The sequence below is a fragment of the Anabaena sp. FACHB-595 genome (assembly GCF_048568275.1).
Taxonomy (GTDB): Bacteria; Cyanobacteriota; Cyanobacteriia; order Cyanobacteriales; family Nostocaceae; genus Trichormus.
This window is the reverse complement of the sequence record NZ_CP183473.1, coordinates 5,742,116-5,769,111: the sequence shown is the minus strand read 5'-3', so window position 1 is coordinate 5,769,111 and position 26,996 is coordinate 5,742,116. Positions and strand designations below refer to the sequence as shown.

Sequence of the window (26,996 nt, the reverse complement as noted above, 5' to 3'; positions counted from 1 at the left end):
TATATAGTATTAGCTAACAGCAACATTTTGATTAGTTAAAATACCATTATGCAAATTAGCTTTAGACAATATGACCTCAATCACCAGCCAACAATTAACGCTTGAGGAATATTTGAAATATGACAATGGCAGCGATCGCCAGTATGAACTGGTAGCAGGAGAATTAATTGAAATGCCTCCTGAAAGCCCAATAAATGTACAAATATCTCTGTTTTTACTGGTAAATTTCCTCAAGTTCGTTCCTGTCAATCGAGTAAGTAACAAAGCTGAAATTGTCGTATGTGGTTCTCGTGCTACAACTCGCGTTCCTGACCTAGTGATATTAACAGAAGAACTAGCAAAAGCTTTAAAAGGGGCTACTAGATCCACTATTACCTTAGATATGCCGCCGCCAGCTTTAGTGGTCGAAGTTGTTTCTCCAGGTAAAGCTAATGAAGACCGTGACTATCGCTACAAACGTTCTGAGTATGCTGCTAGGGGAATTGCTGAATATTGGATTGTTGACCCCCAAAAAGGCATGATTACTCTACTGACATTAGTCGATGGGCTTTATGAAGAAAGTATATTTACAGGAAATACATTAATTGTTTCCCATATTTTTCCTGAATTAAACCTAACAGCAGAGCAAATACTTACAGTAGGAGAAAGGAATACATAAAATTATCTGTAGATAAATTGTAAGAATTTTTGATGTCTGCTCTATGAGCAAGTATGAATAAAATTGAAGCAGCAAACTTGTTAAAAACTCTACTCCAACAAGACATAGAGCAGGTACAATCTTGGCTAAAAAGTGTTCTGTTAGAACAAGAGCAAGTGCCAGAGAACTTTAACTGGCTTGGATTAGCAGAAATTTGTACTTTCAATGCTCAGGAACTTGTTTGTACATCTAATAAAGACCATTTATGTAGCCTTGCTTGGGCAGAAATATCTATTTCAATTTATGATTATTTAGCCAGAAAAAATCATAAATTTTCCGATAGATATTTATCTTCTTCAATGTCTTTGAGAGCATATATGATAATAAAAATCGGTAACATTTCTGGTCATACAATCTTAGATGTTAAACAGGTTTTGAACTGGTTTTTTAGTAAGTTGAAGTTTTCCTACGAGGAAGCATTGATTAAAGCAACAGCTTGGAGAGATGTTTTGTCAAAGAATAATCCAGATGATAGCCAAAATTATTTTGATGCTAATTTGGAAAATATTAGGGATTTAAAAGATGTTAAACATCGGTTACGTATTATTAAAATATTATACGAAAATAGAAAAATTATTCCTACTAAAGAAATCAGCAATTGGATTTCACTTTGGGAGAAATTACCTTGATCTGTAGTCTTGGATGAAACCATTAACGGCAATTATCGCAATGTCCGCAACGCCAGTTATTTGCTTCTTTAGCAAATCCAAAAGCATTTAATAAAAATTGCCAGCGACATTGTTTAGTATTTAAATATTGAGTCATCTGTTTAGTAGCGTTTAATTGTGTTGATGGCTGACTTTTGGTTTTGTATTCTATTTTGTAATTGAATGGGTCAAGCCAGTTTAATTGCCCACTACTATGAAGTAAAGCTAGAGCTACAGCACTATCAGGAAATTGTTTAGTTACAGCGTTGATTTCACCTTGTTGTGGTAGTTTTTTTATGAGTTGTTGGGCTTTTTGTTGTTGCGATCGCATTTTCTCTTGAAAAAATTGCTGTCTTTGTTTATCATCTGGGTCTAGCCACCCTGTAGGTTCACTCACCAAAGTCAGCGCCTCGGCTGGTTTACCATCCCTTCCTGCGCGACCAATTTCTTGCACATATTCAGACAATAGGTGCGGTGCGTGATAATGGATAACCCAGCGCACATCAGGCTTGTTAATCCCCATTCCAAAAGCACAAGTACACACCACAAACGGAATTTTTCCGCCTAACCACTTGGCTTCTACTTCCCGGCGTTCTGTTGCACCTAATCCAGCATGATAACTAGCTGTGGCGTAACCCATCTGTGACAACCATGCAGCTAAATCTTCACTATCTCGCCTTGTGCGGACATAGATTAATCCTGCTTGTTGGGGTCGATGTTGAATAAATTTAATTAAATGCTGTTTCCTACCCTTTGGTGTCCAAGCAATGCGGACAGTGGGATGCAAATTAGGACGGTAAGGATTGAGGCGAAAAATATCTGGTTGCTGTAATTGTAAAACTGTTTGAATAGTTTGTTGTGCAGAGGGGTCAGCCGTAGCCGTAAACGCAGCAATGCTGATTTTGGTTCCTGGTGGTTTATGTTTGAGTAATGCAGGTCTAACAGCCCCTAGCCTGCGGTAAGCCGGGCGAAATGTTTCACCCCACTGCACTAAACAATGGGCTTCATCTAAAATTAGTCCATTTATTTGCAATTGCGGCTGACATAATCTTTCCCAAACTGGTGGACTTAATAAAGTTTCGGGAGATAAATATAGTAATCTTAGCTGTTGTTTTTCTAATGCTTGTAGAGTTGTCCGGCGTTGAAATGTGGACAACTCACTATGCAAAAGTGCTGCTTTTTGTTGGCGTTGGATTAGTTCTTGCACTTGATTTTCCATCAACGCCACCAACGGGGAAACTACCAAAGTTAAACCTGTTTGTAGTAGTGCAGGTAATTGAAAACAAATTGACTTACCACCCCCGGTAGGCATGATTATAATTGCATCTTTTTGGGCTAATAAACTGCTAACAATTTCTCCCTGTGGCGGTCGGAAATCTTCGTAACCCCAAATTTCTTTAAAAGTAGTCCGAACTTCTTCCCAAGCTTTTGTTTTGTGAGGATTCATGGAGGTAGTAGATGCAATATTTTTGAATTTACACTCTACTATCTAGATATTGGTTCAGTAATTTTCTCAGATATTAATGACAGTTTCTATGGCAAATATTTCTGTTGACAATTCTCCTTGGGCAAGTTTTGTGACAGAATCTGTCATAGATATATGAAAGTCATCTTTAATTTGAATTAAAATGTCTCCCCCAGGCATTTTGACAATAATTTTAGAGTCACACAAACCAAGTTTATGTGCAGTAGCCGCCGCCGCACTACTACTACTACCTGAAGCTAAAGTGTAACCTGCTCCTCTTTCCCAAATTTCAATTTGAATAGTGCTTCTATCTAAAACTTTCATAAACTGCACATTAGTGCGATTGGGGAAAAGAGGATAACCTTCAAATATTGGGCCAAAATTTCTGGCAACCTCGGAATTGATGTCATCTAAAAGAATTACACAGTGTGGATTACCTATTGTGGCTGCACAAAATGTAAAAATGCCTTCATCAAGAAAGATTTTTTCTTGAATTACTTCTCTGTCATCGCCAATAACTGGAATATCACGACTCCAAAAGCTGACTTTCCCCATCTCTACTTGGACTGTTTTACCTGCATCTTTGATCGCAGATTCCACTATTCCACCCGCAGTTTCAATTGAGAATGGCTTTTCGTCAACTAGTCCCATATCCCACAGGTAACGGGAGAAAATCCGCAGTCCATTACCGCTTTTCTCTGCTTCACTTCCGTCGGGGTTGAAAATGCGTAAAGCAAATTGTGCTTTTGTTGATGCTAAAGGCCCCAACAAAATACCATCAGATCCAATGCCAAAATTTCGATGGCAAATTATTTTAATTTTTTCAGGTGTTAGGGGAAATTTTAAATCCTGAGGATTGATAACTAAATAGTCGTTACCAAGAGCATGATATTTGTAGAACTTCATTAGTTGAAGTAAATAATTAGGAGAAATAAATAAACCCAACTTGTAGTGAGTTGGGTTTATTTTAAGTGTTATGCTGTGACTTCTGTTTGCTTGTCTTGAGTCTGCAAGGATGCGTATAAACGATTTAGGGCGTTAACATAGGCTTGTGCAGAGGCGACGATGATATCTGTGTTGGCTGCATGACCAGAAAATACTCGTGATTCATACCGCAAACGAATTGTCACTTCTCCAATTGCATCTATCCCGGCTGTTACTGACTGCACAGAGAACTCTATTAATTGGTTGGGGACGTTAACCACACGGTTAATTGCTTTATATACCGCGTCTACTGGCCCTGTACCAATGGCTGCATCTGTAAGTTCTTCGCCGTCTGGGGTGCGGAGGGTGACTGTTGCAGTTGGACGTGCATTGCTACCGCAGGAAACTTGTACGAGTTCTACCCGGAACAAATCAGGGGCTTGTTGGATTTCGTCGTTAACAATTGCTTCCAAGTCCCAATCGGAGATTTCTTTCTTTTTATCGGCGACTTCTTTGAATTTGACAAAGGCTTTATTTAACTCAGTTTCTGATAGTTCAAAGCCTAATTCTTTCAAGCGTGTACGGAAAGCATTGCGTCCAGAATGTTTGCCTAAAACTATTTGATTGTCGGTTAAGCCAATCAATTGGGCATCCATGATTTCGTAGGTGAGTTTATTTTTCAAAACTCCATCTTGGTGAATTCCTGACTCATGGGCAAAGGCATTAGCACCAACGATCGCTTTATTTGGCTGCACTAACATTCCTGTTAAATTAGAAACCAAGCGTGAGGTTTTATATATTTGCTTGGTGTCAATATTGGTGAGTGCTTCTTCCGAATCTGGGTGTCTACCTAAGAAGGGATTAAAGTATTGTCTGCGGACGTGCATCGCCATTACCAATTCTTCTAAGGCGGCGTTTCCTGCTCTTTCACCAATACCATTGATGGTGCATTCTAGTTGTCTTGCACCATTTTTGACTGCTTCTAAGAAGTTAGCAACTGCCAAGCCTAAATCATTGTGTCCGTGAACAGAAATAATTGCTTGGTCGATGTTGGGGACATTTTCTTTAATGCCCTTGATTATTGCCCCAAATTCGCTTGGTGTGGTGTAACCAACTGTGTCAGGAATGTTAATTGTTGTTGCACCAGCAGCGATCGCTCGCTCTAAAACCTGATACAAAAATTCTGGGTCTGAACGTCCAGCATCTTCTGGAGAAAATTCCACGTCATCGGTGAAACTTTTAGCATAAGCTACCATTTCTTCGGCGATCGCAATCACTTCTGGTCTGGTTTTTTTCAGCTTGTACTGGAGGTGAATATCAGAAGTAGCAATAAAGGTGTGAATCCTGCCTTTAGCTGCTGGTTTAATCGCTTCGGCTGCGGCTTTGATATCATCATGTCTAGCTCTTGCCAAACTGCAAATTACTGGGCCTGATTGTGTCCCTACAGTTTGGGCAATTTTATGGACTGCTTCAAAATCACCTGGGCTAGCAAAAGCAAAACCTGCCTCTATGATATCTACACCTAAACGGGCTAACTGTTTGGCGATCGCTAGCTTTTCATCTATATTCAGTGTTGCACCCGGACACTGTTCCCCGTCACGGAGTGTTGTATCAAAAATGATGATTTTCTCTGGTTTAGTTGTCATTTTGGCTATTTTTTTAGTTGTACGTTTTGCTTAAAATATCTAGAACCTAAGTTTTTGTAGTTTTAATTTTGTAAATAATTGCTAAGGATATTAACCTTCGGCTTTTTCTATACGGTCTCTAATATCATTTAAGTCTATATATCTATCCGTAGCATTACGTAATTCCCTAGCTATCATTCCTTCTGTCGATACTACTGTGATGTGTGTATTTTTTGAACGTAATAATTCAATTGCTCTTTCAAAATCACCATCACCACTAAATAGAACTACCCGGTCGTACTGGTCTACCGTATTAAACATATCAACGACAATTTCAATATCTAAATTAGCTTTTTGTGAGTAACGACCAGACGAATCATCACAATATTCTTTGAGTATTTTAGTCCTAACTGTATACCCTAAACTAATGAGAGCATCTCGAAAACCTCGTTGATCTTGGGGGTCTTTTAACCCAGTGTACCAAAATGCGTTAATTAATGTTGTTTCTGATTGCTCGTTTTTGAAGTATTCTAAAACCCGTCTTGGATCAAAAAACCACCCATTCTTTTGTTGAGCATAGAACATATTGTTTCCGTCTACAAAAATAGACAGACGATTCATTGGGGAACCCATAGAAAAATACACCTAATATATAGTAAAGAATTTAGAATGGACAATAGATTATAGCAATTCTCATTTGATAAATTGACTAATAGCTCTAGCGGAACTTTTCATGTATAGATTTTATCTTACCTCTTTCAATGCCTAAAATTAGGAACAATATAGGAATTCATCTGCTGGTTGTTGAACATTTTAACTCCCAACACTATGAGAAACACCCTGTAATCAAAATCTACCAATAAAATCGACACAGTAACAGGATGGTTTGCTATCCATCTATCAAGTTTACTTCTAAAGAGGTAAGGCATAGGTCTGAAGATAGGAGATTGGGGAAGTACCATATATCGGTCGTGCAATTAACAATAAAGGCGAGTGAAAAATACCAATTCTGTATAAGCGGTATAGGTAGCAGGTGAGAGGCCAATAGTTAGGGGTGAGAGGCTAGGGTCTAATATTGTTTACTCAACGGGGGCTAGGTTAACAGTATTTTTTCCAGTCAGCCATTTCCGGAAAAATCCTCTGACTCAGCATGAAAAACTCTTTTATCTCCACCCTAAGTCCTTTCACTTATTCCCCATTATTCAGACTTTACACACAACTAAAGGATAAAAATCTGTTTTTTCTAGTGTTTAACCTTTAATCTCTAGCCTCTATTATCTTGACTGAGTGGAGATTGTTTAACATAAGTTTGGCGCAGAACAAAATTTATATTACAAATGTATAAGGTTATCATTTAAGTTCTGATTTCAATGTGGTTGTAGTATAAATGAAACTAAATAAATAAAAATGTACTTAAACCAATTATTAACACGATATGGCAGAAGAACCTACAGAAAAAATCAACAAAAAAAATGGGTCTACTGCCAATATAGCGTCAAATAAAACCACCAAAGCTACTTTAACAGCAGCAGCACGCCAGTCTCAGCGTCTGGTACGTTTAGGAAACATACTCACTGTTGCTTTAACAATGGGTGCAGCTTTGTTGACAACTTCTGGCTTAAGTTTAGTGCAGTTGCTGGAAAATCAAGCAATATCTGCATTTTTTCACATCAGAGGACCACTTATCCCACCAGAGGACATAGTGATCTTAGCAATTGACGATCAGTCCATATCAGTACCCGAACAATACTATAGAACAGATCCACAGAAATATGCCTACCTAGAACCACTGAGTAAGTTTCCTTTTAAGCGTGTTGCCTATGCTCAGGTAGTGGAAAAATTGATGCAGGCTGGGGCTAAATCTGTTGCTTTGGATGTGGTTTTTGATCTACCCGGAAGCTACGGAAATGAGGACGATCGCCAACTGCAAGGAGTATTACAAAAATATAGCGGCAAGGTGACGTTAGCGGCACAATACGAAATTTCTCAGTCCCACCAGGGATTTTTTACTCAATTGAGGTTACCCTATGAAAAATTTCGTCACGATGAGGCATCAATAGGTACCGTGAATTTTCCTGTAGAAGTGGATGGCAAAGTACATCGCTTAGGTAGTGAATTTACAAAGATATTAGGCGGAGTGGATGCCCTCACAGATAAAATTCCATCCTTTGACCAAGCAGTGTTGGGAACAGCACAGGTAAAGTATCCTCGTTCAGCCGGAGAACGCATTTATTTTTGGGGACCGGCTGGCACATTTGCCACGATTCCCTTTTGGCACGTCCTCGACCCGCAAAACTGGAATACTTATTTGCAGCAAGGGCAAGTATTTCAAGACAAAATCGTGATTATTGGTGCAACTGCCCAGTTAGCAAATGATTATCATGCTGTAGCGGTTAGTAGCGCTTGGTTATCGCCTGAAAAGATGTCAGGAGTAGAAATTCACGCCAATGCGATCGCCACCTTGATGAAAGGTAAAGCGATCGCCCAAGCGATTCCAAGTCAATCTCTGCAAGCTTTGTTTGTGTTGGGATTAGTTGGTGGTACATCTTTCATCATTACCAGAAGCAAAAGCGGATTTAAGCGATTTATTTTAAGTTTGGCTGTCGCCAGTGGTTGGGGGAGTGTTAGCTATATCAGCTTTGTTTATGCACAGTTGCTATTTCCTACAGCTATACCAATGTTGGCGATCGCCTTTTGTGGCATATCTTATCTAGGAACAGAAGTAGCTAAAGAAAAAATCCGGACTCGCCAAATAGTCGATATTTTTCAGAAATATAAAACTTCTCCTGTTGTTCAGGAAATTATTAGCCAACAGCAAGAACTACAAGACTTATTACAACAAAGAAATGTAGCCCTATCGGGAAAAATCCTCAGTGGACGTTACAAAATTCTCAAGGTACTTGGTTACGGTGGATTTAGTGAAACATATATTGCCGAAGATACCCAACGTCCAGGTAATCCGCAATGTGTAGTTAAGCAACTGAAACCAGTTAATACCCAAGGAAAAGGATTGCAACTAGCTAGGCGCTTGTTTAATCTAGAAGCACAAAGTTTAGAAAAATTGGGTTCATACCAGCAAATACCCCAACTTTTGGCCTATTTTGAACAAGAAGCAGAATTTTATTTAGTTCAAGAATATATTATTGGTCATCCTCTGAACCAGGAATTGCCATCAGGTAGAAGTATTAGTGAAGCAGAGACGGTGGCAATTATTCGGGAAATACTGGAAATATTAGTATTCGTTCATGAAAATGGTGTAATTCATCGAGATATTAAACCCAGCAATATTATTCGCAGAGACTCAGACCGTAAATTAGTCTTAATTGACTTTGGTGCAGTCAAAGAAATTTCCTTACCCCAAACAGACAATCAAGAGCCAATCCCCTTTACTATTGGTATTGGCACTAAAGGTTACGCACCCAGCGAACAATGTTTCGGTCGTCCTCAATACAATAGTGATATCTATGCAGTCGGTATGATTGGTATTAAAGCCTTAACAGGTATCTCCCCTCACGATCTCCCCAGAGATGAGAATGAAGAAATAAAATGGAGCGATAAAGCACTTGTTAGCCAAGGCTTTGCCCAAATTTTGAGCAAAATGGTGCGGGAAGATTTTAAGCAGCGTTATCAGTCTGCATTAGCAGTTTTAGCAGCACTTGATCAGTTAGCCAATACCCCAGATAAAAACTTCGGGCAGCAAAATAACTCATCAATGAACACAATCATATCCATAGATGAGTCAGATTTGCCGACTGCACATTGGCCTTGAATTTATTGGGGATTGGGGAATTTAACTATACCAAGATTCTTCCTTGGCTTTATCGCTAAATAGACCCAACAAGGGCCCCAGGAGTGCGCCGAAAATAAAACCACCAGCATGGGCCCAATAGGCAATACCACCACTTTCCATCCCGATGTTAGTGCGTGTTTGTAAACCAGCAAGTCCGTAAAAAGATTGTTGCAGGAACCAAAAACCTAAAAAGAAGTATGCAGGAACACGGAAAGTTGGGAAGAAGAAACCTAAAGGGACAACACCGAGAATTTCGGCGTTGGGAAAACGCAGAATATATGCACCCATCACACCAGCGATCGCCCCACTAGCACCCAAAGAAGGAATGCTAGAATCTTGGGAGAAGTACCATTGGCTTAAAGACGCTAATATGCCGCACGCTAGATAAAACAGCAAATATCTGGCATGACCAAGTTTTTCTTCTACGTTGTTACCAAAAATCCATAGGAACAACATATTCCCAGCTAGGTGCAGAAAACCACCGTGGAGAAATTGGGAGGTAATCAAAGTTGCCCACTCTGGTACTGGTTGATGCACAGAAACACCAGCAAAACTTAAACTCAGTTCTCGCGGAACGACAGCCGCCAAATGCAAAAAGCCATCCAATGCTTGGGGAGGAAGATTAGCTTCATACAAAAAAGCGAGGATATTGGCAGCAATTAGCCCATAAGTCACATAAGGCGTAATTGTTACAGGATTATTATCTCTAATGGGAACCACTGGCGTTTTTCCTGATTTTTAACTCACTAGACTCAGAGTAGTAAATTTTGCTAGTAGTTTCTTCTAGCCAGTGGATGAATAAGAGTTAAACGGTATCAAGATTTAAAATATCCCCCATCTAATACCAATCGGAAAAAAGAATGCGACAAATAAACCATCTGTAGAGACGCGATGAATCGCGTCTCCTTCACTGTTGGCGGTTAACCGTTAGCAATCAAATCATGGTTATGTAATAAATTGATAATTATAGGAAACAGCTGCTTGACCACAATACTGGTGTTGTTCATCCAGCAGATTCCAGATGATACCGTCTTGCATATAAAAGCGTTTGCCAGTGCTGGTAATGCGTACACCAGAGTAGTAACTAAAACCTTGAGTTGCTGCTTCTGCTAACAGGCGATCGCGTTCTTGTTGTACCATCTCCTCAGCACTCTTGCGCGAAGGCATTTTCGTAAATTCATTCCAAGACATTTCCCATAGTTCTAAAGCTTTGCGATTACCGTAGTTAAAAATTGGGTCTGGTTCCGTACCATGAGAAACTAAGACAAATGGTGCTTCAAATAATGCCAACGCTGTTTCATCAGGTGATCCATGCACATCTAGTAATAAATTTCCTGTCCAATACTGAAAACTTTTAATTAAGCGTTGACTGTGGCGAATAATTATGTATTGTTCCCCAGGATATTCTTTCACACCAGACATAGATCAATATAAATTTAACACCAAGAACCCAGTATGACATAACAAGCTGTCTTTCTCCCTTGTCTATGTCTGTGCATGAATAATTTCCTATCCTACTCAACTCAGCAGGATTACCTGAAAGTAGAATTAAATATAAATTATTACACTTGCAGTTGTTGATAGTTAAAATTACAGCTTACCAATTATGTTATTTATCAATTATTTAGAAAATTAACTCCGGCAATGGAACGAAGTTATTAGTAAAAAACTTTATTTGGGATTGTATTACGAAGCGGAAAATCATTTACTTTTAGCTCAAGAATATAGGAATCCGATTTGATTTCTGTTGGCGTAGCCTGCGCTTGCACATAAAATTATCAGTACTTGTAGGGTGGGCATTGTCTACCAAAACCATGAGCTGGTGGGCATTGCCCACCCTACGTGTATTTCAAAAATCAAGTATGAATCCTATATATAGTTGAGGCTGCTGATAAATACAAACTTGATGACTAACTATATATGGCACTTTGCACAGGTGCATCAAAAGCTGCGAGGTTGGATGTAATTGTTAGATTATTCCCTGTACAAATAAAATTCAAGTTGTAGAAAATAACCTTTTATTAGCAATTTCTAATTATTAGTAATGATATCGTTATAATCCTGAAATATAGGGCTATTACCAGGCTGATTTCGGGTGATTTCTCATGAAGTTAGATTTAATCAGGTTTTTTCAGGCGTGCAATCCTAGCAAAACTTTGGCTGTCAGCAAACCGGAGGATAGACAATATTACATTGATTTTTCTAAGGTGCGGGGTAGCAAGATTATTGACGAATTAGGGCGAACTATCACCAGGCTTTCACCAGATGAACCTACTTGTCAGTTGTTTACTGGTCATATTGGTTGTGGTAAATCAACGGAATTACTCCGCCTGAAATCAGAGTTAGAACAGCAGGGATTTCATGTAGTGTACTTTGAGTCTAGCCAAAGCCTGGATATGGCTGATGTAGACGTGACAGATATTTTATTAGCAATAGCCCGTGAGGTGAGTCAAAGTCTAGAGGCAATCAAGATTAACCTCAAACCTGGATACTTCCAAAATTTGTTTACAGAAATTGTGGGTTTTTTGCAAACACCCCTAGATATTGGCGTAGAAGCGGAGTTATCTGTAGGTATTGGCAAAATTACCGCTAAAACTAAAGATAGTCCGAAACTGCGATCGCAATTACGGCAATATCTAGAACCACGCACCAATGGTATTTTAGAGTCTATCAATAAAGAACTACTACAACCAGCGATCGCTAAACTGAAATTGCAAGGTAAAAAAGGATTAGTGGTCATCATTGACAATCTTGACCGCATTGATAACTCATTGAAGCCTACAGGACAAATCCAGCCTGAATATTTATTTGTAGAACGTGGTGAACAGTTAAACCAACTAAACTGCCATGTTGTTTATACAATTCCCTTAGTTTTAATATTCTCCAATGCTTTAGGTAGATTAACAAATCGTTTTGGTATTGACCCCAAAGTCCTGCCAATGGTACCTGTAAAACTTCAAAACGGTACTAAATTTGCCCAGGGAATCAACTTACTACAACAGATGGTAATGGCCAGGGCGTTTCCTGGCGTAAGTTGGGAACAAAACCAAACGTTAATTACAGAGGTTTTTGATAGCGCTGAAACATTGGATAGACTGTGCTTAGTTAGTGGTGGCCATTTGCGTAATTTGCTCATGATATTATTTCGCTGTCTTCAACAAGAAGACCCCCCCATTTCGCGGAAATGTCTAGATAGGGTAATTAAACAACGCTGTAATGAACTTTCATTGGCTATTACTCCTGATGAATGGGAAGTTCTTTACGAAGTAGCGCAAGATAAAAGCTTGAGAGGTCATGAAAAATATGAACTTTTGCTTCCCAGTATGTTTGTATTTGAATACCGAGACGAGGATGGTTCCTGGTTTGATATTAATCCGATTTTGGCAGAAGCCAAAGACTTTAAATTATAAGATGTTGTCTTGTTCATAAGATGAATAATCTACCTAATTCCCATAACTTAACTCCTGAGAATGAGCAGTCGTTACAAACTTTGGTAAGGGCAATTACTTTTTCTCAGGGAGAATTTTCCTTAATATTATTGCGTTGTAATTACGCGGCTTTGCGTAAACGCATTACCCAACAACTACATCAAATTTCTCCAATCAAAATACATGAAATCACTTTACCAGAAACAGTAAAAACACTCTACACAAATATAAATGAACAATTAGGAGATGAACAACCACCCGCATTGATTGTCTTTGGCTTAGAGTCTGCTCAAGATATTGATACTGTGCTGACTGCGGCTAACCGAGTAAGAGAAGAGTTTAGAAAAAACTTTCCTTTTCCTATAATGTTATGGGTTAATGACCAAGTTCTCCAAAAGTTCATTAGATTAGCCACCGATTTAGAAAATTGGGCTACTATTATTCCATTTGAAAGTAACACTAATGAGTTAATAAGTTTTATTCAGAGAAAAACTGATGAAGTCTTTATTGGTGATGTAATTCCCAATCCCCAGATTTGTTGGGAATTAAATCGAGGAATTCAAGATTTGCAAAACAGAGGTAGAGAATTAAATCAAGTCATTCAAGCTAACCTGGAGTTTGTCCGGGGTTTACATGATTATTTACACGACCATACAGACTCTGCTTTAGCTCATTATCAAGATAGTTTAGATTTCTGGCAAAAAAATCATAATTTGAAACGGCAAGGAATATTACTATTTAACATTGGTTTGACTTATGTGAGACAGGCGGAGAAAAATCTGATAGATAATCAGGGATGTTACCAAAAAGCCAGAAAATATCTTCAGCGATGTATTGCTATTTTAGAAAAAGGACATTTTGATAATTTAATTGCCAAGTATATTAATACGTTAGGAGAGGTGTTAAGGAACTTAAATGCTTGGCCAGATTTATATAACTTAGCGCATAAATCATTAAAACTGCATAAAAATTACGGTCAATCGCTAAAAATTGCCCAATCTTATGGGTTTTTAGCTGAAGTTTCTTTAGAAAGTTTTCAATGGTATGAGGCTAAAAAACTTGCTCAAAAAGCATTACAAAGACTGAAGAATATCTCGAATCAAAAAGTTCCTGAACGGAGTTTATATCTATTTATCTTAGCCCGCTCCCAAAAAGAACTAAATGAAAATGCCGATGCTGTCAGCAATTTATTAGCAGCCAAAACTGAAACCCAGGCTTACTATAATCCCAGGCTTTATATTAATATTTTAGAGATGTTAAGTAATGTCTATTTTGAGCAAGGTCAATATTTAGCAGCTTTTCAAGCTAAACAAGAGCAACTACAAATTGAACAACAATATGGTTTTTGTGCCTTTGTTGGCGCATCTTATCTCAATCCTCAGCTTCAGGCGATTAATCCCGCACAATTACAAGTAGACAGAAAGGGAACAATTGCTCAAGAAATAGTTGCTTCTGGTCGAGAAAGGGATGTTCAACGTTTGCGAGAAAGGATTAGTAGCACCGAACATAAATTGACTGTCATTCATGGTCAATCAGGGGTGGGTAAAAGCTCTATTTTACAAGCTGGTCTAATACCCGCTTTGCAGGAAAAGCCTATTGCTGAACGTGATGCTTTACCTATACTGTTACGAGTGTATACAGATTGGGTAGGAACATTAGGACAAAACCTAGCACAAGCTGTTGAGGAAGTTAGAGGTTATAAGTTATCTCATGATCTTAATTCAGCCGTAGCCATTAGAGAGCAATTACAGAAGAATTCTGAGCGCCATCTTTTAACAGTGTTAATTTTTGACCAGTTTGAGGAGTTTTTCTTCGTTTATACAGATAAAGCTAGCAGAAAAGCCTTTTACGATTTTTTAAGTTTTTGTTTGGATATTCCTTTTGTCAAGATTGTACTTTCGTTGCGGGAAGATTATTTACACTACTTACTAGAATTAGAACGATTATTTAATTTGGGGTCAATTAATAATAATATTTTAGATAAAAATATTCGTTATTACTTGGGTAATTTTTCCCCCGCAGATGCTAAAGCTATTATCCAAAACCTGACAGAGAAAACACACTTTTACTTAGAACCTAAACTTATAGATAAGCTAGTTGAAGATTTATCATGCCAGTTTGGGGAAGTACGTCCCATTGAATTACAGATTGTGGGGGCGCAAATGCAAACAGAAAAAATTAATACTTTAGAAAAATATTGTCAGTTTGGTACTAAAGAAAAATTAGTAGAAAGGTTTTTAGAAACGGTTATTAGAAATTGTGGTTCAGAAAATGAACACATGGCGCGCTTAGTATTATATTTACTCACAGATGAAAACGGTACTCGTCCTCTCAAAACTCGGACTGATTTGGCCTCAGATTTAAAACCAGAGATAAAAACATTAGATTTAATATTAGAAATTTTTGTGAAGTCTGGGTTAGTGTTACTCTTACCAGAAGTACCAGCAGATCGCTATCAATTAGTACATGATTATCTAGTGCCGTTCATTCGTCAACAGCAGGGAAATGAATTGTTAGCAGAACTCGAACAGGAACGGCAACAAAGAAAACAAATTGAACAAGAGCTAGAGCGGGTAGAAACCATACTAACTCAAGTCAACGCAGAATTAGAAAAACAACAAGTTGCCCTCAGAGAAGCACAAGCAGGGACAACCTTAGAACAGGAAGGAGTCAGCGCTGTACGACAGTTCGATTTTGCACAATTGGATGCCCTCATGTCAGCAATGCGGAGTGGAAAAGCCTTGCAAGCTTTAGTCAAAGACGGTCGCTCTCTGGCAAAATACCCAGCAACTAGTCCATTACTGGCTTTGCAGACGATTTTAGACAATATCCAAGAGCGTAACCAGTTCCAAGGACATCAAGCCTGGGTCAGGAGTGTCAGTTTTAGTCGTGATGGTCAGTATATCCTTACGGCTTCTGACGACTGTACCGCCAGATTATGGAATCTCCAAGGCAAACAATTAATCTCATTGCAAGGACATGAAGATACAATTTGGAGTGCCAATTTCAGTCCTGATGGCAAATATATTGCCACTGCTTCCTCTGACCGGACAGCCAGGTTATGGAACTTTAGCGGTCAACAATTAGCCAAATTTCAAGGTCATCAGGGCTATGTGCGGAGTGTCAGTTTCAGCCCAGATGGTAAACATATTGCCACGGCTGGTGATGACCACACCGCCAGATTATGGAGTTTTAGCGGTCAGCAGCTAGTGCAGTTTCCTGGACATCAAGGAACCGTCTGGTGTATCAGTTTTAGCCCAGATGGTAAACACATCGCCACAGCTGCTGATGACCGTATAGTCAGATTATGGAACCTCAAGGGGAAATTGCTTGTCCGATTCCCAGGACATCAAGATTGTGTTTGGGATGTAAGTTTTAGCCCCGATAGTCAGTACATTGCTACCGCCTCCTCTGACGGTACATCTCGGTTATGGAACCTTGCAGGAGAACAAATAACCAGATTTCGAGGCCATCAGGGTGTGGTTTGGAGTGTGCGTTTTAGCCCCAATGGTCAATATATCGCTACAACTTCCTCTGACCGTACCGCTAGGGTTTGGAATCTCAATGGTCAGCAACTAGCGCAATTCTCAGGACATCAGGACTATGTGCGAAGCGTCAGTTTTAGCCCAGATGGTAAATATATTGCGACTGCATCTTCCGACCGTACAGTCCGATTGTGGCACCTCAACAAGCAGCAGTTTTCCGCATTTCAAGGACATCAGAGTACAGTTAGGAGCGTAGATTTTAGCCCTGATGGGCAGAAAGTCGTTACTGCTGCCGATGACCGGACTGTACGTTTGTGGAATATTAAAGGTGAGGAGCTTTTACAGTTCCTTGGACATCGAGGAAAAGTTTGGAGTGTGAGTTTTAGCCCCGACGGTAAATATATTGCTACTACTTCCTCTGACCGGACGGTACGATTATGGGATATTACAGGGCAGTTACTTCAGCAATTTCCAGGACATCAAGGTACAGTTTGGAGCGTTAGTTTTAGCCCGGATGGCCAGCACATCGCTACTGCTTCCTCTGACTTGACGACTAGATTATGGAGTCTTGATGGTCAGGAGTTGATGCAATTTAAAGGGCATGATAAATGGGTGCGATATGTGAGTTTTAGTTGCAATGGTCAGCATATTGCGACTGCTGCTGATGACTGTACCGCTAGATTGTGGAATCTGGCAGGACGACAGGTCGGGCAATTCTTGGGGCATCAAAGTATAGTTTGGAGTGTGAATTTTAGCCCTGATTGTCAATATCTGGTGACTGCTTCTGAAGACCATACAGCTAAATTGTGGACTCTGGATGGGCAAATAGTGACCGAATTTAGAGGACATCAAGCCCCGGTGAAGAGTGCCGTTTTTAGTCATAATGGGCAGTATATCGCTACTAGTTCCGACGATCGCACCGCTAGGTTATGGAATCTTAACGGACAGCAACTAGCGCAATTCAAAGGACATAAAGGTGCAGTCAGAAGTATTAGTATCAGTCCTGATGATCAGTATATTGCCACGGCTTCTGATGATCGCACCGTGAGATTATGGCCGATAGAAAATTTAGACCAATTACTGGCGCGTGGTTGTAATTGGCTACAAGATTATCTAGAGAATAACCCTCATGTCACAGAGAGCGATCGCCGTCTCTGCGATATATTGAAGTAAAGTATTGATTGGGGCGCGATCGCTCTATGGGAAAATAATATAGGCGATCGCTGTGGCAATTAACTATACTTCTACAGGGTTTTTGATTTTTTGATGCTGTGCGGTGGCGATTAACCATTTACCGCCGGAGGGTGCTAAGGTGACACCGCGTCGGGTGGGTTTGACGGGATAGTTATCAACTAGTGCTAAGTCTACATTTGCTAAGACCGTCGCCAAAATTAATTTCATCTCATACAAGGCAAAAGCCATACCTACACAGCGACGGTTACTGCCACCAAATGGTAGATATTCATATAACGAATACTGCTTTTCTAAAAACCTTTCTGGCTTAAACTCTTGCGGTTGGGGATATAAATCTGGTCGGCGGTGCATTAAATAAATGCAGCCGACAAGCATTGTTCCTGGTGCAAATTGATGACCACCAATTTCTAAATTTGTCTTGGTAATACGCGGAATGGTCACCATCGCAATGGGATAAATGCGTAGTGTCTCCTGACAGACAGCCGTTAAATAAGGTAAGCGAGTAATTTCATTTACGTCGCCATTGTCACCAAAATTATCTAACTCAGCCAGAAGTTTCTCTCGTACTTGCGGTAATTTGTGAATCCAGTATAAAGCCCATGTCAAAGCTGAGGCGGTGGTTTCATGACCTGCGACTAACAACGTCATCAATTCATCCCGCAATTCAACATCGGTCATGGCTTCGCCATTTTCATCCCGTGCTGCCATCATCAAGGACAGGATATCAGTGCGGGATGGGTCTGGATGATCTCTGCGGTCTTGAATTTCGGCGTAAAGCAGTTGGTCAATTGCCTCTCGTTGACGCAAGAAGTGACCCCAAGGACTCCAGCGACCTAAGTCTATCTGCAATGCAGGCAAAAAGGAAAGGGTAGAACGTAAGGCAGAACCGCTTAAATCTAAGATGTCACAGAGGCGTTTTTGCAGTTGGGTGTAACGTTCTCCCTCGCGTAAACCAAAAACAGCTTGTAAAATGACCCGCAAGGTAATTTCCTGCATAGAGTCGCGCACTGAGAAGGGTTTGCCTAATTGCCAATTACTGATGACTTCTTTGGTGATGTTAGTAATGATATCGCCATAAGCCCTCATGCGATCGCCATGAAAAGGCGGTGTTAACAACTTACGCTGGCGCTGGTGAGTTTCTCCAGACAGCAACAGTAAAGAATTTTCCCCTAATAAAGGTTGTAAAACTTGGGCTGTCCCTCTAGCGTCTAATTGTTCTAATGGAGTAGTAAAAAGTTCTTGAATGGCTTGCGGGTTACTCAAAAATACTATTGGTCGTTTATTGGTTAGCCATAGTGTAAAAGAATCTCCATGAGCTTTGGCAGATGCTTCCATTAGTTGTAATGGCTGATAAATCCACTGCACTAGCTGCATAAATTTTGGTATTTTTGGACTATCTGGAAGTTTCATGACAAATGCTCCTTTTGGTACTATCCTAACTCAGCTAGCAGAAGTAGAAATAAAGATAAATCATCTTAATAATATCTATCTGTAGATCATTTATACAAATAGGCGATCGCTTCTAAAATAACGTAGCTATCCAGATTTTTTATACATAAATTATATGGTAGATATTTATATTATTGACCTATTTGTAATTGGGCTACTTTTGCTCGTCGTTACATTAGGTTCTGGTTGGATTTCGCGGTTACCTCTATCTTTTGCCTTGATATATCTCTTAGTGGGAATCATTCTCGGCCCTTATGGCTTTGGGTTGATACAACTAAGGCGGGATGATGTATTTAATGCAGATTTATTGGAAAGAATCACAGAATTTGTCGTCATTATTTCCGTTTTTAGCTGTGGATTAAAAATAATCCATCCCCTGAGACGTAGAGTGTGGGATATTACCGCACGCCTTATTGGTTTCTTAATGCCTATTTCTATTTTTGCCATAGCTGTTGTAGCTAAATTATTTTTAGGCATGAATTGGGGCGAAGCGATTTTATTAGGAGCCATTCTTGCCCCCACTGACCCAGTGTTAGCATCGGAAGTTCAACTAACAGATATCAATGATAAAGATGAGCTACGTTTTGGTTTAACCTCGGAAGGTGGTTTAAATGATGCCTTAGCATTTCCTTTTGTCTATTTTGGACTTTTTGCTATCAAAGATGACAACTGGAACACATGGTTTAAGCAGTGGGTAGCAGTTGATTTAATTTGGGCGATCGCTGCTGCATTAATTATGGGTTTTGTTGTTGCCAAAGCAATAGTTTGGATTGATCAAAAAGTCCAGAAGCGTCGTTCTGCTGATGCGTTGATGGAAGATTTTATTGCTCTCAGTGCAATATTGTTAACTTATTCTCTAACAGAAGTTGTCAACGGTTATGGATTTTTAGCAGTATTTATTGCTGGATTAGTTTTCCAAGATACTTATAGAAATCCAGAAAAACCACTTGCACAATTAGAATTTATTGAACGCTTAGAAAAACTTTTAGAAGTTGGCACAATATTATTATTAGGTTCGATATTACTATGGCAACCAATAATTAACTATGGCTATCAGTCTTTGATAATAATTATTTTCCTATTTTTAATTATTCGACCTATTGGAGCCTGGATTAGCACCATTGGCAAACGTCCTTTAGCATCCCATCGCCGCCGCCTCCATCCTGGAACTCGCTGGTTACTTGGCTGGTTTGGCATTCGTGGCGTTGGTTCCTTATATTATCTCGCCTATGCCTTTGGTCATGGTTTAAAAGATGCAGTTGCCGAAGAAATAGCTTGGATAACTTACACTACGGTGGTAGTTTCTGTAGTTATACATGGCATATCTGCTACGCCATTAATGAGTTGGTATGAACGCAATATTGCTAATGAGCAGAAAACTTCTTTGCCTGAAACTTTAAATTAAATATGTTATCGTTTTTGACCAAACTAGTATGAGTGGTCAAAGAGAAATCAAAACCATTCATTTTCATTTCTCTATCTCATCGTTTTTGACCAAACTAGTATGAGTGGTCAAAGAGCGGGGTAGAGGAGCAGAGAAAAAATTCTTACTCAGTACCCAGCACTCATAACTCGATTCTAAGCTTTGAGAATCTCGTCATCTACAGAGAAATCTATTTCTGATTTATCGCGTCCACTTGCTACATAATCATTTTCATAAGCGTCAGCCAGCCCAGAAATTAAATCATATTGCGGTTGCCAATTTAATTCTGTCTGTGCTTTATTTACTGAAGCAAAGAAATGTTGCACTCGCATGGGGAAAGCTTTGCGTTTACCAAAATCAAATTTTTTCGGGTCGTAATGGACAATTTTAAGATCATCGGCTGATTTTCCCAAGGCTTGGGCGCAAGCACGAGCTAAACCATCAAACGTGACATAGCGATCGCCAGAAATATTATATACTTGCCCAATCGCCTGTTTGTTGCCAATCACTTGCGACATTGCCATTGCTAAATCTTTGACATGACCTAACTGAGTAATATGCAGCCCATTAACTGGAATGGGCAGGGGGCGATCGCGTACAATCCGATCAAAGAACCAGCTTTCTAAATCATTGTAGTTACGTGGGCCGTAAATGTAGGTGGGACGAATCGAGGTAAAGGGTAATCCTATTTGCTGCAAATAAGCCTCGGTTTCATGCTTACCTTTGTGGCGACTTTTGGGGTCTACCTTATCCCCTTCTATATGGGGTAGCTGGTCGGATTTGAGATAAACCCCCGCAGAACTCATATAAACAAAATGCTGCACTCTATCTTGGAAAATTTCCGCCAGTGGTTGAGTATCCGTTAATTCCCGCCCGTTATTGTCAAAAACAACATCAAAATTTTCTGCTGATAATTTTTCTTTGAGCTGCGTGGCATCCGTGCGATCGCCTATAATTTGTCCTACTCCCTGTAAAGCTGGTAACGGTCGATTACCACGATTGAAAAGTACTACCTCATGTCCTTGTTCAACCAGGATTTGCGTCAAATAGACACCAATGAACCTAGTACCACCCATTATTAAAATTCGCATAAATTACCCATTGCTATGTTTTTGAGGGAATGGTGAGCCAGCGCGGTATTCTCTACGAGACGCTACACGTTAGCGTAAGCCTGTCGTAGACAAGGGGGTTTCCCCCATTAGCGACTGGCGAACCCCGAAGGGGGGACTGGCGACTGGTGACTAGGAGGAAACATAAGAATAAAGAAAATATTATCCCCTTACTCAACCCCCAATACCCAATACCCAATCCCTGATTTGAGGTTATCAGGTTGCTGTATCCTTCTGGAACCTCCCCTCAGAGAAGTACGTCTGTATTTTTTATCTGAAGCGCTTTCCATTTCTTGCTTGCAAAGGGGAATTTGCCTGAAAAAGTCATGACTTTTGCGTCAGCTTGCCATAGAGTAATTTTTTCCGTGGCTTCAAGGTTGGAGGGGTTTAATTTGCTTCTGGCTTGCTCCCTCTGCCTCTTGCCTCCTTTAATTTCTACACCTTAAAGTTAGTTAGCTGTGCCATTGAAATATGCTCTTGTTCATGAGTGGCTGACACCAAAAGCCACCGGCGGTTCAGAACTCGTTGTCAAAGAAATTCTGCATCATGTCGATGCCGATTTATACGCCCTCATCGACTTTGAGTCTAACAATCCTGAAAGTTATTTATACCAACGTCAGATTGGCAAGACCTTCCTCCAGCACTTTCCCTTTGCCCGTAATGGTATCCAAAAGTACCTACCCTTTTTACCCCTGGCAATCGAACAATTGGACTTGCGCCAGTATGACGTAATCTTGTCCTCATCTCATGCTGTCGCCAAAGGCGTATTGACCACTGCTGACCAGCTACATATTTGCTACTGTCATAGTCCTATGCGTTACGCCTGGGACTTAACCTTTGATTATTTGCGTTCCAGCCAAATGGGGAATGGTGTAGCGGGATGGGTGACTCGATACTTGTTACATCGTTTACGCCAATGGGATGTGTTAAGCGCCAATCGAGTCGATTACTTCATTGCCAATTCCCATTACACAGCTAGGCGGATATGGCGTTGCTATCGCCGAGAAGCCAAAGTTATTTATCCCCCGGTGAATGTGGCAGAATTTCCGTTTTCACCTCACAAAGAGGATTTTTATCTCACAGTTTGCCGATTAGTGAGTTATAAACAGGTATCCCTAATTGTGAAAGCGTTTAACCAATTGCAACGGCCATTAATCATCATCGGTACAGGTTCAGAAATGAAACAGATTCGCCAGCTAGCTAATTCTAATATTCAAATATTAGGGTGGCAGCCTGATGATGTAGTCAAAAAGTATATGACCAAAGCCAAGGCTTTTGTCTATGCTGCCTGTGAAGATTTTGGTATAGCTTTAGTGGAAGCACAAGCTTGTGGTACTCCGGTAATTGCCTATGGTGTCGGAGGTGCCACGGAAACAGTTAGGGATGTACGATCTTATAAAGATACAGGAACAGGTATATTTTTTAAAATGCAAACTCAAGCAGCTTTGGTGGAGGCAGTAGAAAAATTTGAAATGTATCAAGATGCTCTTGACCCTGAGTATATGCGATCGCACGCTGCTGAGTTTTCCCCGCAAAACTTTGCCAAGCGCTATCTAGATTTTTTAGACCAGTGCCATCAACAAAAGCCTAATTTAGCAGGTTAGGCAGAATTTTTTGTAATTCTTTTGTATGCTTTTGGCAATTTAACCCCAGAAGCACATCCTTTTGGCTTTAAGATTGGGACTATGTGTGGTGTGGATTATTAAGGAGTATGATGACTGCCCAGAGTTCACTCCTCTCCGGCAAACGACGCTTACGGCAAGATGCTAGCTCGTCTATGCGTTCTACAGTCAAGCGTGGTCAAAAAACAAAGACACCTAAAATCAAACCCAAAGGTTTGTCTTTGCAAGGTATCAACGGAGAGTTTGCGAAAAGACTTTTCGATATTGTGTTTTCTTTATTGGTGTTGATCCTATTCTCACCAGTCTATTTAATCTTGGCATCGCTGATTGCTTTAAGCTCAGAAGGCCCAATTTTTTATGTCCAAGAAAGAATCGGCCAAAACTACAAACCCTTTAATTGTATTAAATTCCGGACAATGGTCAGCAACGCTGATGAAGTCCTCATGCAAATGATGGAAACATCACCACAGTTGCGGCAGGAATTTGAAAGTAGTTTTAAGCTCAAAAAAGACCCCAGAATTACTAAGATTGGTCAATTTTTACGAATTACCAGCCTGGATGAATTTCCCCAATTCTGGAATGTTTTAAAAGGGGATATGAGTGTTGTTGGCCCACGCCCTTTAGTAGCAGAAGAATTACCAAAATATGGTGATCACATCGAACAAGTTCTAACAATTCGACCAGGGATTACTGGATTATGGCAAGTTTCAGGAAGGAATGACATTCCCTATCCCCGACGAGTGCAAATCGATTTGCATTATGTGAAATCTAGGACTCTCTGGTTGGACTTATGGATTATATTGAAAACAATTGATGTGGTAATCATGCCTAAAAATAACGGAGCATACTGACGAAAAAGAATTTTTTTGCTAGGGGGCATTATTTCCCCCTTCACACAAAGAATATTATGTTCTTCTGGACAATATATTTCAGGTAGTTGGTAATCAGAAATTGGTATTAGAAAAAATTCACCTATTGCCTATTAGCTATTACCAATTACTAACTATTGAACTATTATTTATTATCAACTATGTGAACTAAGTCTTGTGATGTATCCTCATCTAGCTATAGTCAATATTCATTCATTTTCAATATTTGATTAATTCCAACTTAATAAAAGTGACATTTGTGTAAAGTTTTGGCCAAGAAAAATCTTGGTAAAATCGCTGATAAAAAGGGTAAAATGCTTTAAAAAACTTGACTTGTGAGTCTTAAAGCTGAGTTGCCAGAAAAAATTGCTCTTTATTTCAGTATATTTATTTACGATACAATCCGGGTACTCTTTAAAACGCGTAAGTTTACCGTTAGGCAATTTAGTCATTACCTGCTAGGTTGTATCAATTGACCTGCGAAAATTTCATCACCGAGAATAAGGAATAAACAAAGCATGAACCAAAACAAGCGAGCATTAATAACTGGGATTACTGGTCAAGATGGTTCATATCTAAGCGAATTTCTCATAGAACAAGGTTATGAAGTTCACGGTATTATTCGCCGGACTTCCACATTCAATACAGACCGCATCGATCACATTTATGAAGATCCCCACCAAGAAGGAGCGCGGTTATTTCTTCACTACGGTGATTTAACCGATGGTACAACACTACGCCGAATTCTCGAAGAAGTTCAACCAACAGAAATCTATAACTTAGGCGCTCAATCTCATGTGCGAGTAAGTTTTGATTCGCCAGAATATACAGTAGATGCCGTAGGTATGGGAACACTACGGTTATTAGAAGCTATCCGTGACTACCAGCGACGCACAGGTATTCAAGTACGATTTTATCAAGCAGGTTCTTCGGAAATGTATGGTTTAGTACAAGCTGTACCTCAAAGCGAAACTACACCATTTTATCCCCGTAGTCCCTACGCTTGTGCCAAAGTTTATGCCCACTGGCAAACAGTAAATTATCGGGAATCTTACGGTTTATTTGCTTGTAATGGCATACTTTTTAACCATGAATCACCTCGTCGCGGTGAAACTTTTGTCACCCGCAAAATTACAAGAGCTGTTGCCCAGATTGTAGCCGGCAATCAGAAAAGCATCTATATGGGTAATCTTGATGCCAAGAGGGATTGGGGTTATGCCAAAGATTATGTCCGAGCTATGTGGTTGATGTTGCAACAAGAACAACCAGATGATTATGTAGTTGCTACCGGCGAAACCCACTCAGTACGTGAATTTCTTGAGTTGGCTTTTAGCTATGTAAATCTTAACTGGCAAGATTATGTAGAGTTTGATGAGCGTTATCTGCGTCCAGCAGAAGTAGATTTATTAATTGGTGATCCTACCAAGGCACAACAGAAATTGGGATGGAAGCCTTCTGTCACCTTTAACGAATTGGTAGCACTAATGGTAGAAGCCGATTTGCAAGCTTTAGGTCAGACTTCTCCCAATGGTAATACTTCAATCCTACCCCAGGATATTGCTACTATTCGTCAACAACTGGGTGTACTCCACTTCTGATTAATTCTTGCCAAGGATGAAAGTATGACCGCCTTAGAACTAAAAAATAAACGGATTCTTGTCACTGGTGGGGCAGGGTTTCTAGGTCGTCAGGTAATAGATCAGCTGTGTCAAGCTGGAGCTGATACGGCGAAAATTAGTGTACCGCGATCGCGTGACTTGGATTTACGTGTTTGGGAAAATTGCCAACGTGCAGTAGATCAACAAGATATTATTATCCACTTAGCTGCTCATGTGGGTGGTATTGGACTCAACCGGGAAAAACCCGCAGAGTTGTTCTACGATAACTTGATCATGGGTACTCAATTAATCCATGCTGCCCATCAAGCTGGAGTAGAAAAATTTGTGTGTGTGGGTACAATCTGTGCTTATCCCAAATTTACCCCAGTACCATTTAAAGAAGACGACCTGTGGAACGGTTATCCAGAAGAAACGAATGCTCCATACGGAGTTGCTAAAAAAGCTCTTTTAGTTCAATTGCAATCTTATCGTCAGCAGTATGGCTTTAATGGCGTTTACTTGCTGCCAGTAAATTTATATGGGCCAGAGGATAACTTTGATCCCGGTAGTTCTCATGTCATCCCAGCGTTAATTCGCAAAGTCTACGAAGCTCAAGTTAGGGGTGATAAAGAGTTTCCAGTTTGGGGGGATGGTAGTCCTACCCGCGAGTTTCTCTATTCTGAAGATGCAGCGCGGGGTATTGTGATGGGAACTCAATTCTACAATGACTCCGAACCAATCAACTTGGGAACTGGTTACGAAATCTCCATCCGCGATTTAGTCACACTCATCTGTGAATTGATGGAATTTAAAGGTGAAATTATTTGGGAAACCGATAAACCCAATGGTCAACCCCGCCGTTGTTTGGATACCGAACGAGCGAAGCAAGCTTTTAATTTCACAGCCCAAGTAGACTTTAAACAGGGATTGAAAAATACCATTGACTGGTATCGGCAAAATGCTGCTTAGGTAATGGGTAATGGGTAATGGGTAATGGGATGAATAATATTTTTGTAACCTCTTCCCAATCCTCAGTACCCTATTTCCTATACCCCATCTTTGAATATGAGCGCAGTGAATGACCATCAAGTATTAACTAAATCTCAATTACGTCGGAGTTTAATCAAAACTCGACAGTCTATGTCTATTGGAGAATGGCGAGAAAAGAGCGATCGCATCTCTTGTCTATTACAATCTTCCACTCTTTTTACTCAATCCACAACTATACTGGCCTATTTCAGCTTTCGTCAAGAACCTGATCTTAGCTCCTTATTTGCCCATACTCACCACCGTTGGGGATTTCCTCGCTGCGTTGATCAATCCCTGCGGTGGCATAGTTGGATACCTAAAGATTCCTTAAATATCAACGCTTACGGTATCAAAGAGCCTGATCCACAAGCGCCAACCATAGACCCTGAGGAAGTTGATTTAATTCTCGTTCCCAGCGTTGCTTGTAACTATCAAGGATACCGTTTAGGCTACGGAGGAGGTTACTACGATCGCCTACTGAGTTCTCCGGAATGGTCAACCAAGCCAAGCATTGGCATTGTCTTTGATTTTGCTTATTTGCCTCAATTACCCATAGAAAATTGGGATCAGCCTTTACAAGCAGTCTTGACAGAAACATCTTTTCATGTTAATAGTTAACGGCTAACTGTCAACCGTCAACTG

General features: G+C 40.0%; 19 protein-coding genes. 11 read left to right on the top strand and 8 right to left on the bottom strand.

The window, feature by feature from the left end; genetic code table 11:
- Nucleotides 1-70 precede the first annotated feature (70 nt).
- Entirely contained in the window at nucleotides 71-658 is a 588-nt protein-coding gene (locus tag ACN222_RS24195) for a Uma2 family endonuclease (RefSeq protein ID WP_010998972.1), read from the top strand.
- A 53-nt stretch (nucleotides 659-711) separates the two neighbouring features.
- Nucleotides 712-1,326 (top strand): hypothetical protein, encoded by a 615-nt coding sequence (locus ACN222_RS24190; protein WP_010998971.1) that lies wholly within the window; start codon nucleotides 712-714, stop codon nucleotides 1,324-1,326.
- Between the two features lie 22 nt (nucleotides 1,327-1,348).
- On the opposite strand, the gene ACN222_RS24185 is transcribed toward ACN222_RS24190, so the two are convergent.
- From ACN222_RS24185 to ACN222_RS24170, 4 genes are all read right to left on the bottom strand, one after another.
- On the bottom strand, nucleotides 1,349-2,791 hold the full coding sequence (locus ACN222_RS24185) for a RecQ family ATP-dependent DNA helicase (RefSeq protein WP_010998970.1): 1,443 nt from the start codon (nucleotides 2,789-2,791) through the stop codon (nucleotides 1,349-1,351).
- A gap of 66 nt (nucleotides 2,792-2,857) precedes the next feature.
- Nucleotides 2,858-3,715 carry a diaminopimelate epimerase gene (dapF, locus tag ACN222_RS24180; protein ID WP_010998969.1) on the bottom strand — a complete coding sequence of 286 codons (858 nt, stop codon included), beginning with the start codon at nucleotides 3,713-3,715 and terminating at the stop codon, nucleotides 2,858-2,860.
- 68 nt (nucleotides 3,716-3,783) lie between these two features.
- Nucleotides 3,784-5,379: a 2-isopropylmalate synthase gene (locus ACN222_RS24175; RefSeq protein WP_010998968.1), complete on the bottom strand. Its 1,596-nt coding sequence runs from the start codon at nucleotides 5,377-5,379 to the stop codon at nucleotides 3,784-3,786.
- A gap of 90 nt (nucleotides 5,380-5,469) precedes the next feature.
- The gene (locus ACN222_RS24170) at nucleotides 5,470-5,991 is read right to left on the bottom strand and encodes an NYN domain-containing protein (RefSeq protein WP_044522369.1); all 522 of its coding nucleotides are present in this window, start codon (nucleotides 5,989-5,991) and stop codon (nucleotides 5,470-5,472) included.
- A gap of 802 nt (nucleotides 5,992-6,793) precedes the next feature.
- Between ACN222_RS24170 and ACN222_RS24165 the strand changes: the two genes are divergently transcribed.
- Nucleotides 6,794-9,127: a CHASE2 domain-containing serine/threonine-protein kinase gene (locus ACN222_RS24165; protein ID WP_010998966.1), complete on the top strand. Its 2,334-nt coding sequence runs from the start codon at nucleotides 6,794-6,796 to the stop codon at nucleotides 9,125-9,127.
- Nucleotides 9,128-9,148: 21 nt separating this feature from the next.
- On the opposite strand, the gene ACN222_RS24160 is transcribed toward ACN222_RS24165, so the two are convergent.
- Together ACN222_RS24160 and ACN222_RS24155 are read right to left on the bottom strand one after the other, a co-directional pair.
- On the bottom strand, nucleotides 9,149-9,868 hold the full coding sequence (locus ACN222_RS24160; RefSeq protein WP_010998965.1) for a rhomboid family intramembrane serine protease: 720 nt from the start codon (nucleotides 9,866-9,868) through the stop codon (nucleotides 9,149-9,151).
- A gap of 225 nt (nucleotides 9,869-10,093) precedes the next feature.
- Nucleotides 10,094-10,570, bottom strand: a complete 477-nt coding sequence (locus ACN222_RS24155) for an MEKHLA domain-containing protein (RefSeq protein WP_010998964.1) — start codon at nucleotides 10,568-10,570, stop codon at nucleotides 10,094-10,096.
- Nucleotides 10,571-11,253: 683 nt separating this feature from the next.
- On the opposite strand from ACN222_RS24155, the gene ACN222_RS24150 reads away from it, so the two are divergent.
- Together ACN222_RS24150 and ACN222_RS24145 are read left to right on the top strand one after the other, a co-directional pair.
- A complete protein-coding gene (locus ACN222_RS24150; RefSeq protein ID WP_010998963.1) occupies nucleotides 11,254-12,558 on the top strand; it encodes a P-loop NTPase fold protein in 1,305 nt (434 codons plus the stop codon).
- 20 nt (nucleotides 12,559-12,578) lie between these two features.
- Nucleotides 12,579-17,234 carry a hypothetical protein gene (locus ACN222_RS24145; protein WP_010998962.1) on the top strand — a complete coding sequence of 1,552 codons (4,656 nt, stop codon included), beginning with the start codon at nucleotides 12,579-12,581 and terminating at the stop codon, nucleotides 17,232-17,234.
- A 63-nt stretch (nucleotides 17,235-17,297) separates the two neighbouring features.
- Here ACN222_RS24145 and ACN222_RS24140 read toward each other — a convergent pair whose 3' ends face one another.
- A complete protein-coding gene (locus ACN222_RS24140; protein WP_010998961.1) occupies nucleotides 17,298-18,665 on the bottom strand; it encodes a cytochrome P450 in 1,368 nt (455 codons plus the stop codon).
- A gap of 154 nt (nucleotides 18,666-18,819) precedes the next feature.
- Between ACN222_RS24140 and ACN222_RS24135 the strand changes: the two genes are divergently transcribed.
- Entirely contained in the window at nucleotides 18,820-20,109 is a 1,290-nt protein-coding gene (locus tag ACN222_RS24135; RefSeq protein ID WP_010998960.1) for a cation:proton antiporter, read from the top strand.
- A gap of 173 nt (nucleotides 20,110-20,282) precedes the next feature.
- Here the strand turns inward: ACN222_RS24135 and ACN222_RS24130 are convergent, their stop codons facing one another.
- Complete coding sequence (locus tag ACN222_RS24130; RefSeq protein WP_010998959.1) at nucleotides 20,283-21,218, bottom strand: NAD-dependent epimerase/dehydratase family protein; 936 nt, start codon at nucleotides 21,216-21,218, stop codon at nucleotides 20,283-20,285.
- A gap of 476 nt (nucleotides 21,219-21,694) precedes the next feature.
- On the opposite strand from ACN222_RS24130, the gene ACN222_RS24125 reads away from it, so the two are divergent.
- From ACN222_RS24125 to ACN222_RS24105, 5 genes are all read left to right on the top strand, one after another.
- The gene (locus tag ACN222_RS24125; protein ID WP_044522366.1) at nucleotides 21,695-22,840 is read left to right on the top strand and encodes a glycosyltransferase; all 1,146 of its coding nucleotides are present in this window, start codon (nucleotides 21,695-21,697) and stop codon (nucleotides 22,838-22,840) included.
- A gap of 110 nt (nucleotides 22,841-22,950) precedes the next feature.
- Nucleotides 22,951-23,709 carry a sugar transferase gene (locus ACN222_RS24120; RefSeq protein WP_010998957.1) on the top strand — a complete coding sequence of 253 codons (759 nt, stop codon included), beginning with the start codon at nucleotides 22,951-22,953 and terminating at the stop codon, nucleotides 23,707-23,709.
- A 536-nt stretch (nucleotides 23,710-24,245) separates the two neighbouring features.
- On the top strand, nucleotides 24,246-25,325 hold the full coding sequence (gmd, locus tag ACN222_RS24115) for a GDP-mannose 4,6-dehydratase (RefSeq protein ID WP_096637211.1): 1,080 nt from the start codon (nucleotides 24,246-24,248) through the stop codon (nucleotides 25,323-25,325).
- A 24-nt stretch (nucleotides 25,326-25,349) separates the two neighbouring features.
- Entirely contained in the window at nucleotides 25,350-26,294 is a 945-nt protein-coding gene (locus ACN222_RS24110) for a GDP-L-fucose synthase family protein (RefSeq protein WP_010998954.1), read from the top strand.
- 96 nt (nucleotides 26,295-26,390) lie between these two features.
- Nucleotides 26,391-26,972, top strand: coding sequence for a 5-formyltetrahydrofolate cyclo-ligase (locus ACN222_RS24105; protein WP_010998953.1), 582 nt, complete (start codon nucleotides 26,391-26,393; stop codon nucleotides 26,970-26,972).
- The last annotated feature ends 24 nt before the right edge of the window (nucleotides 26,973-26,996 follow it).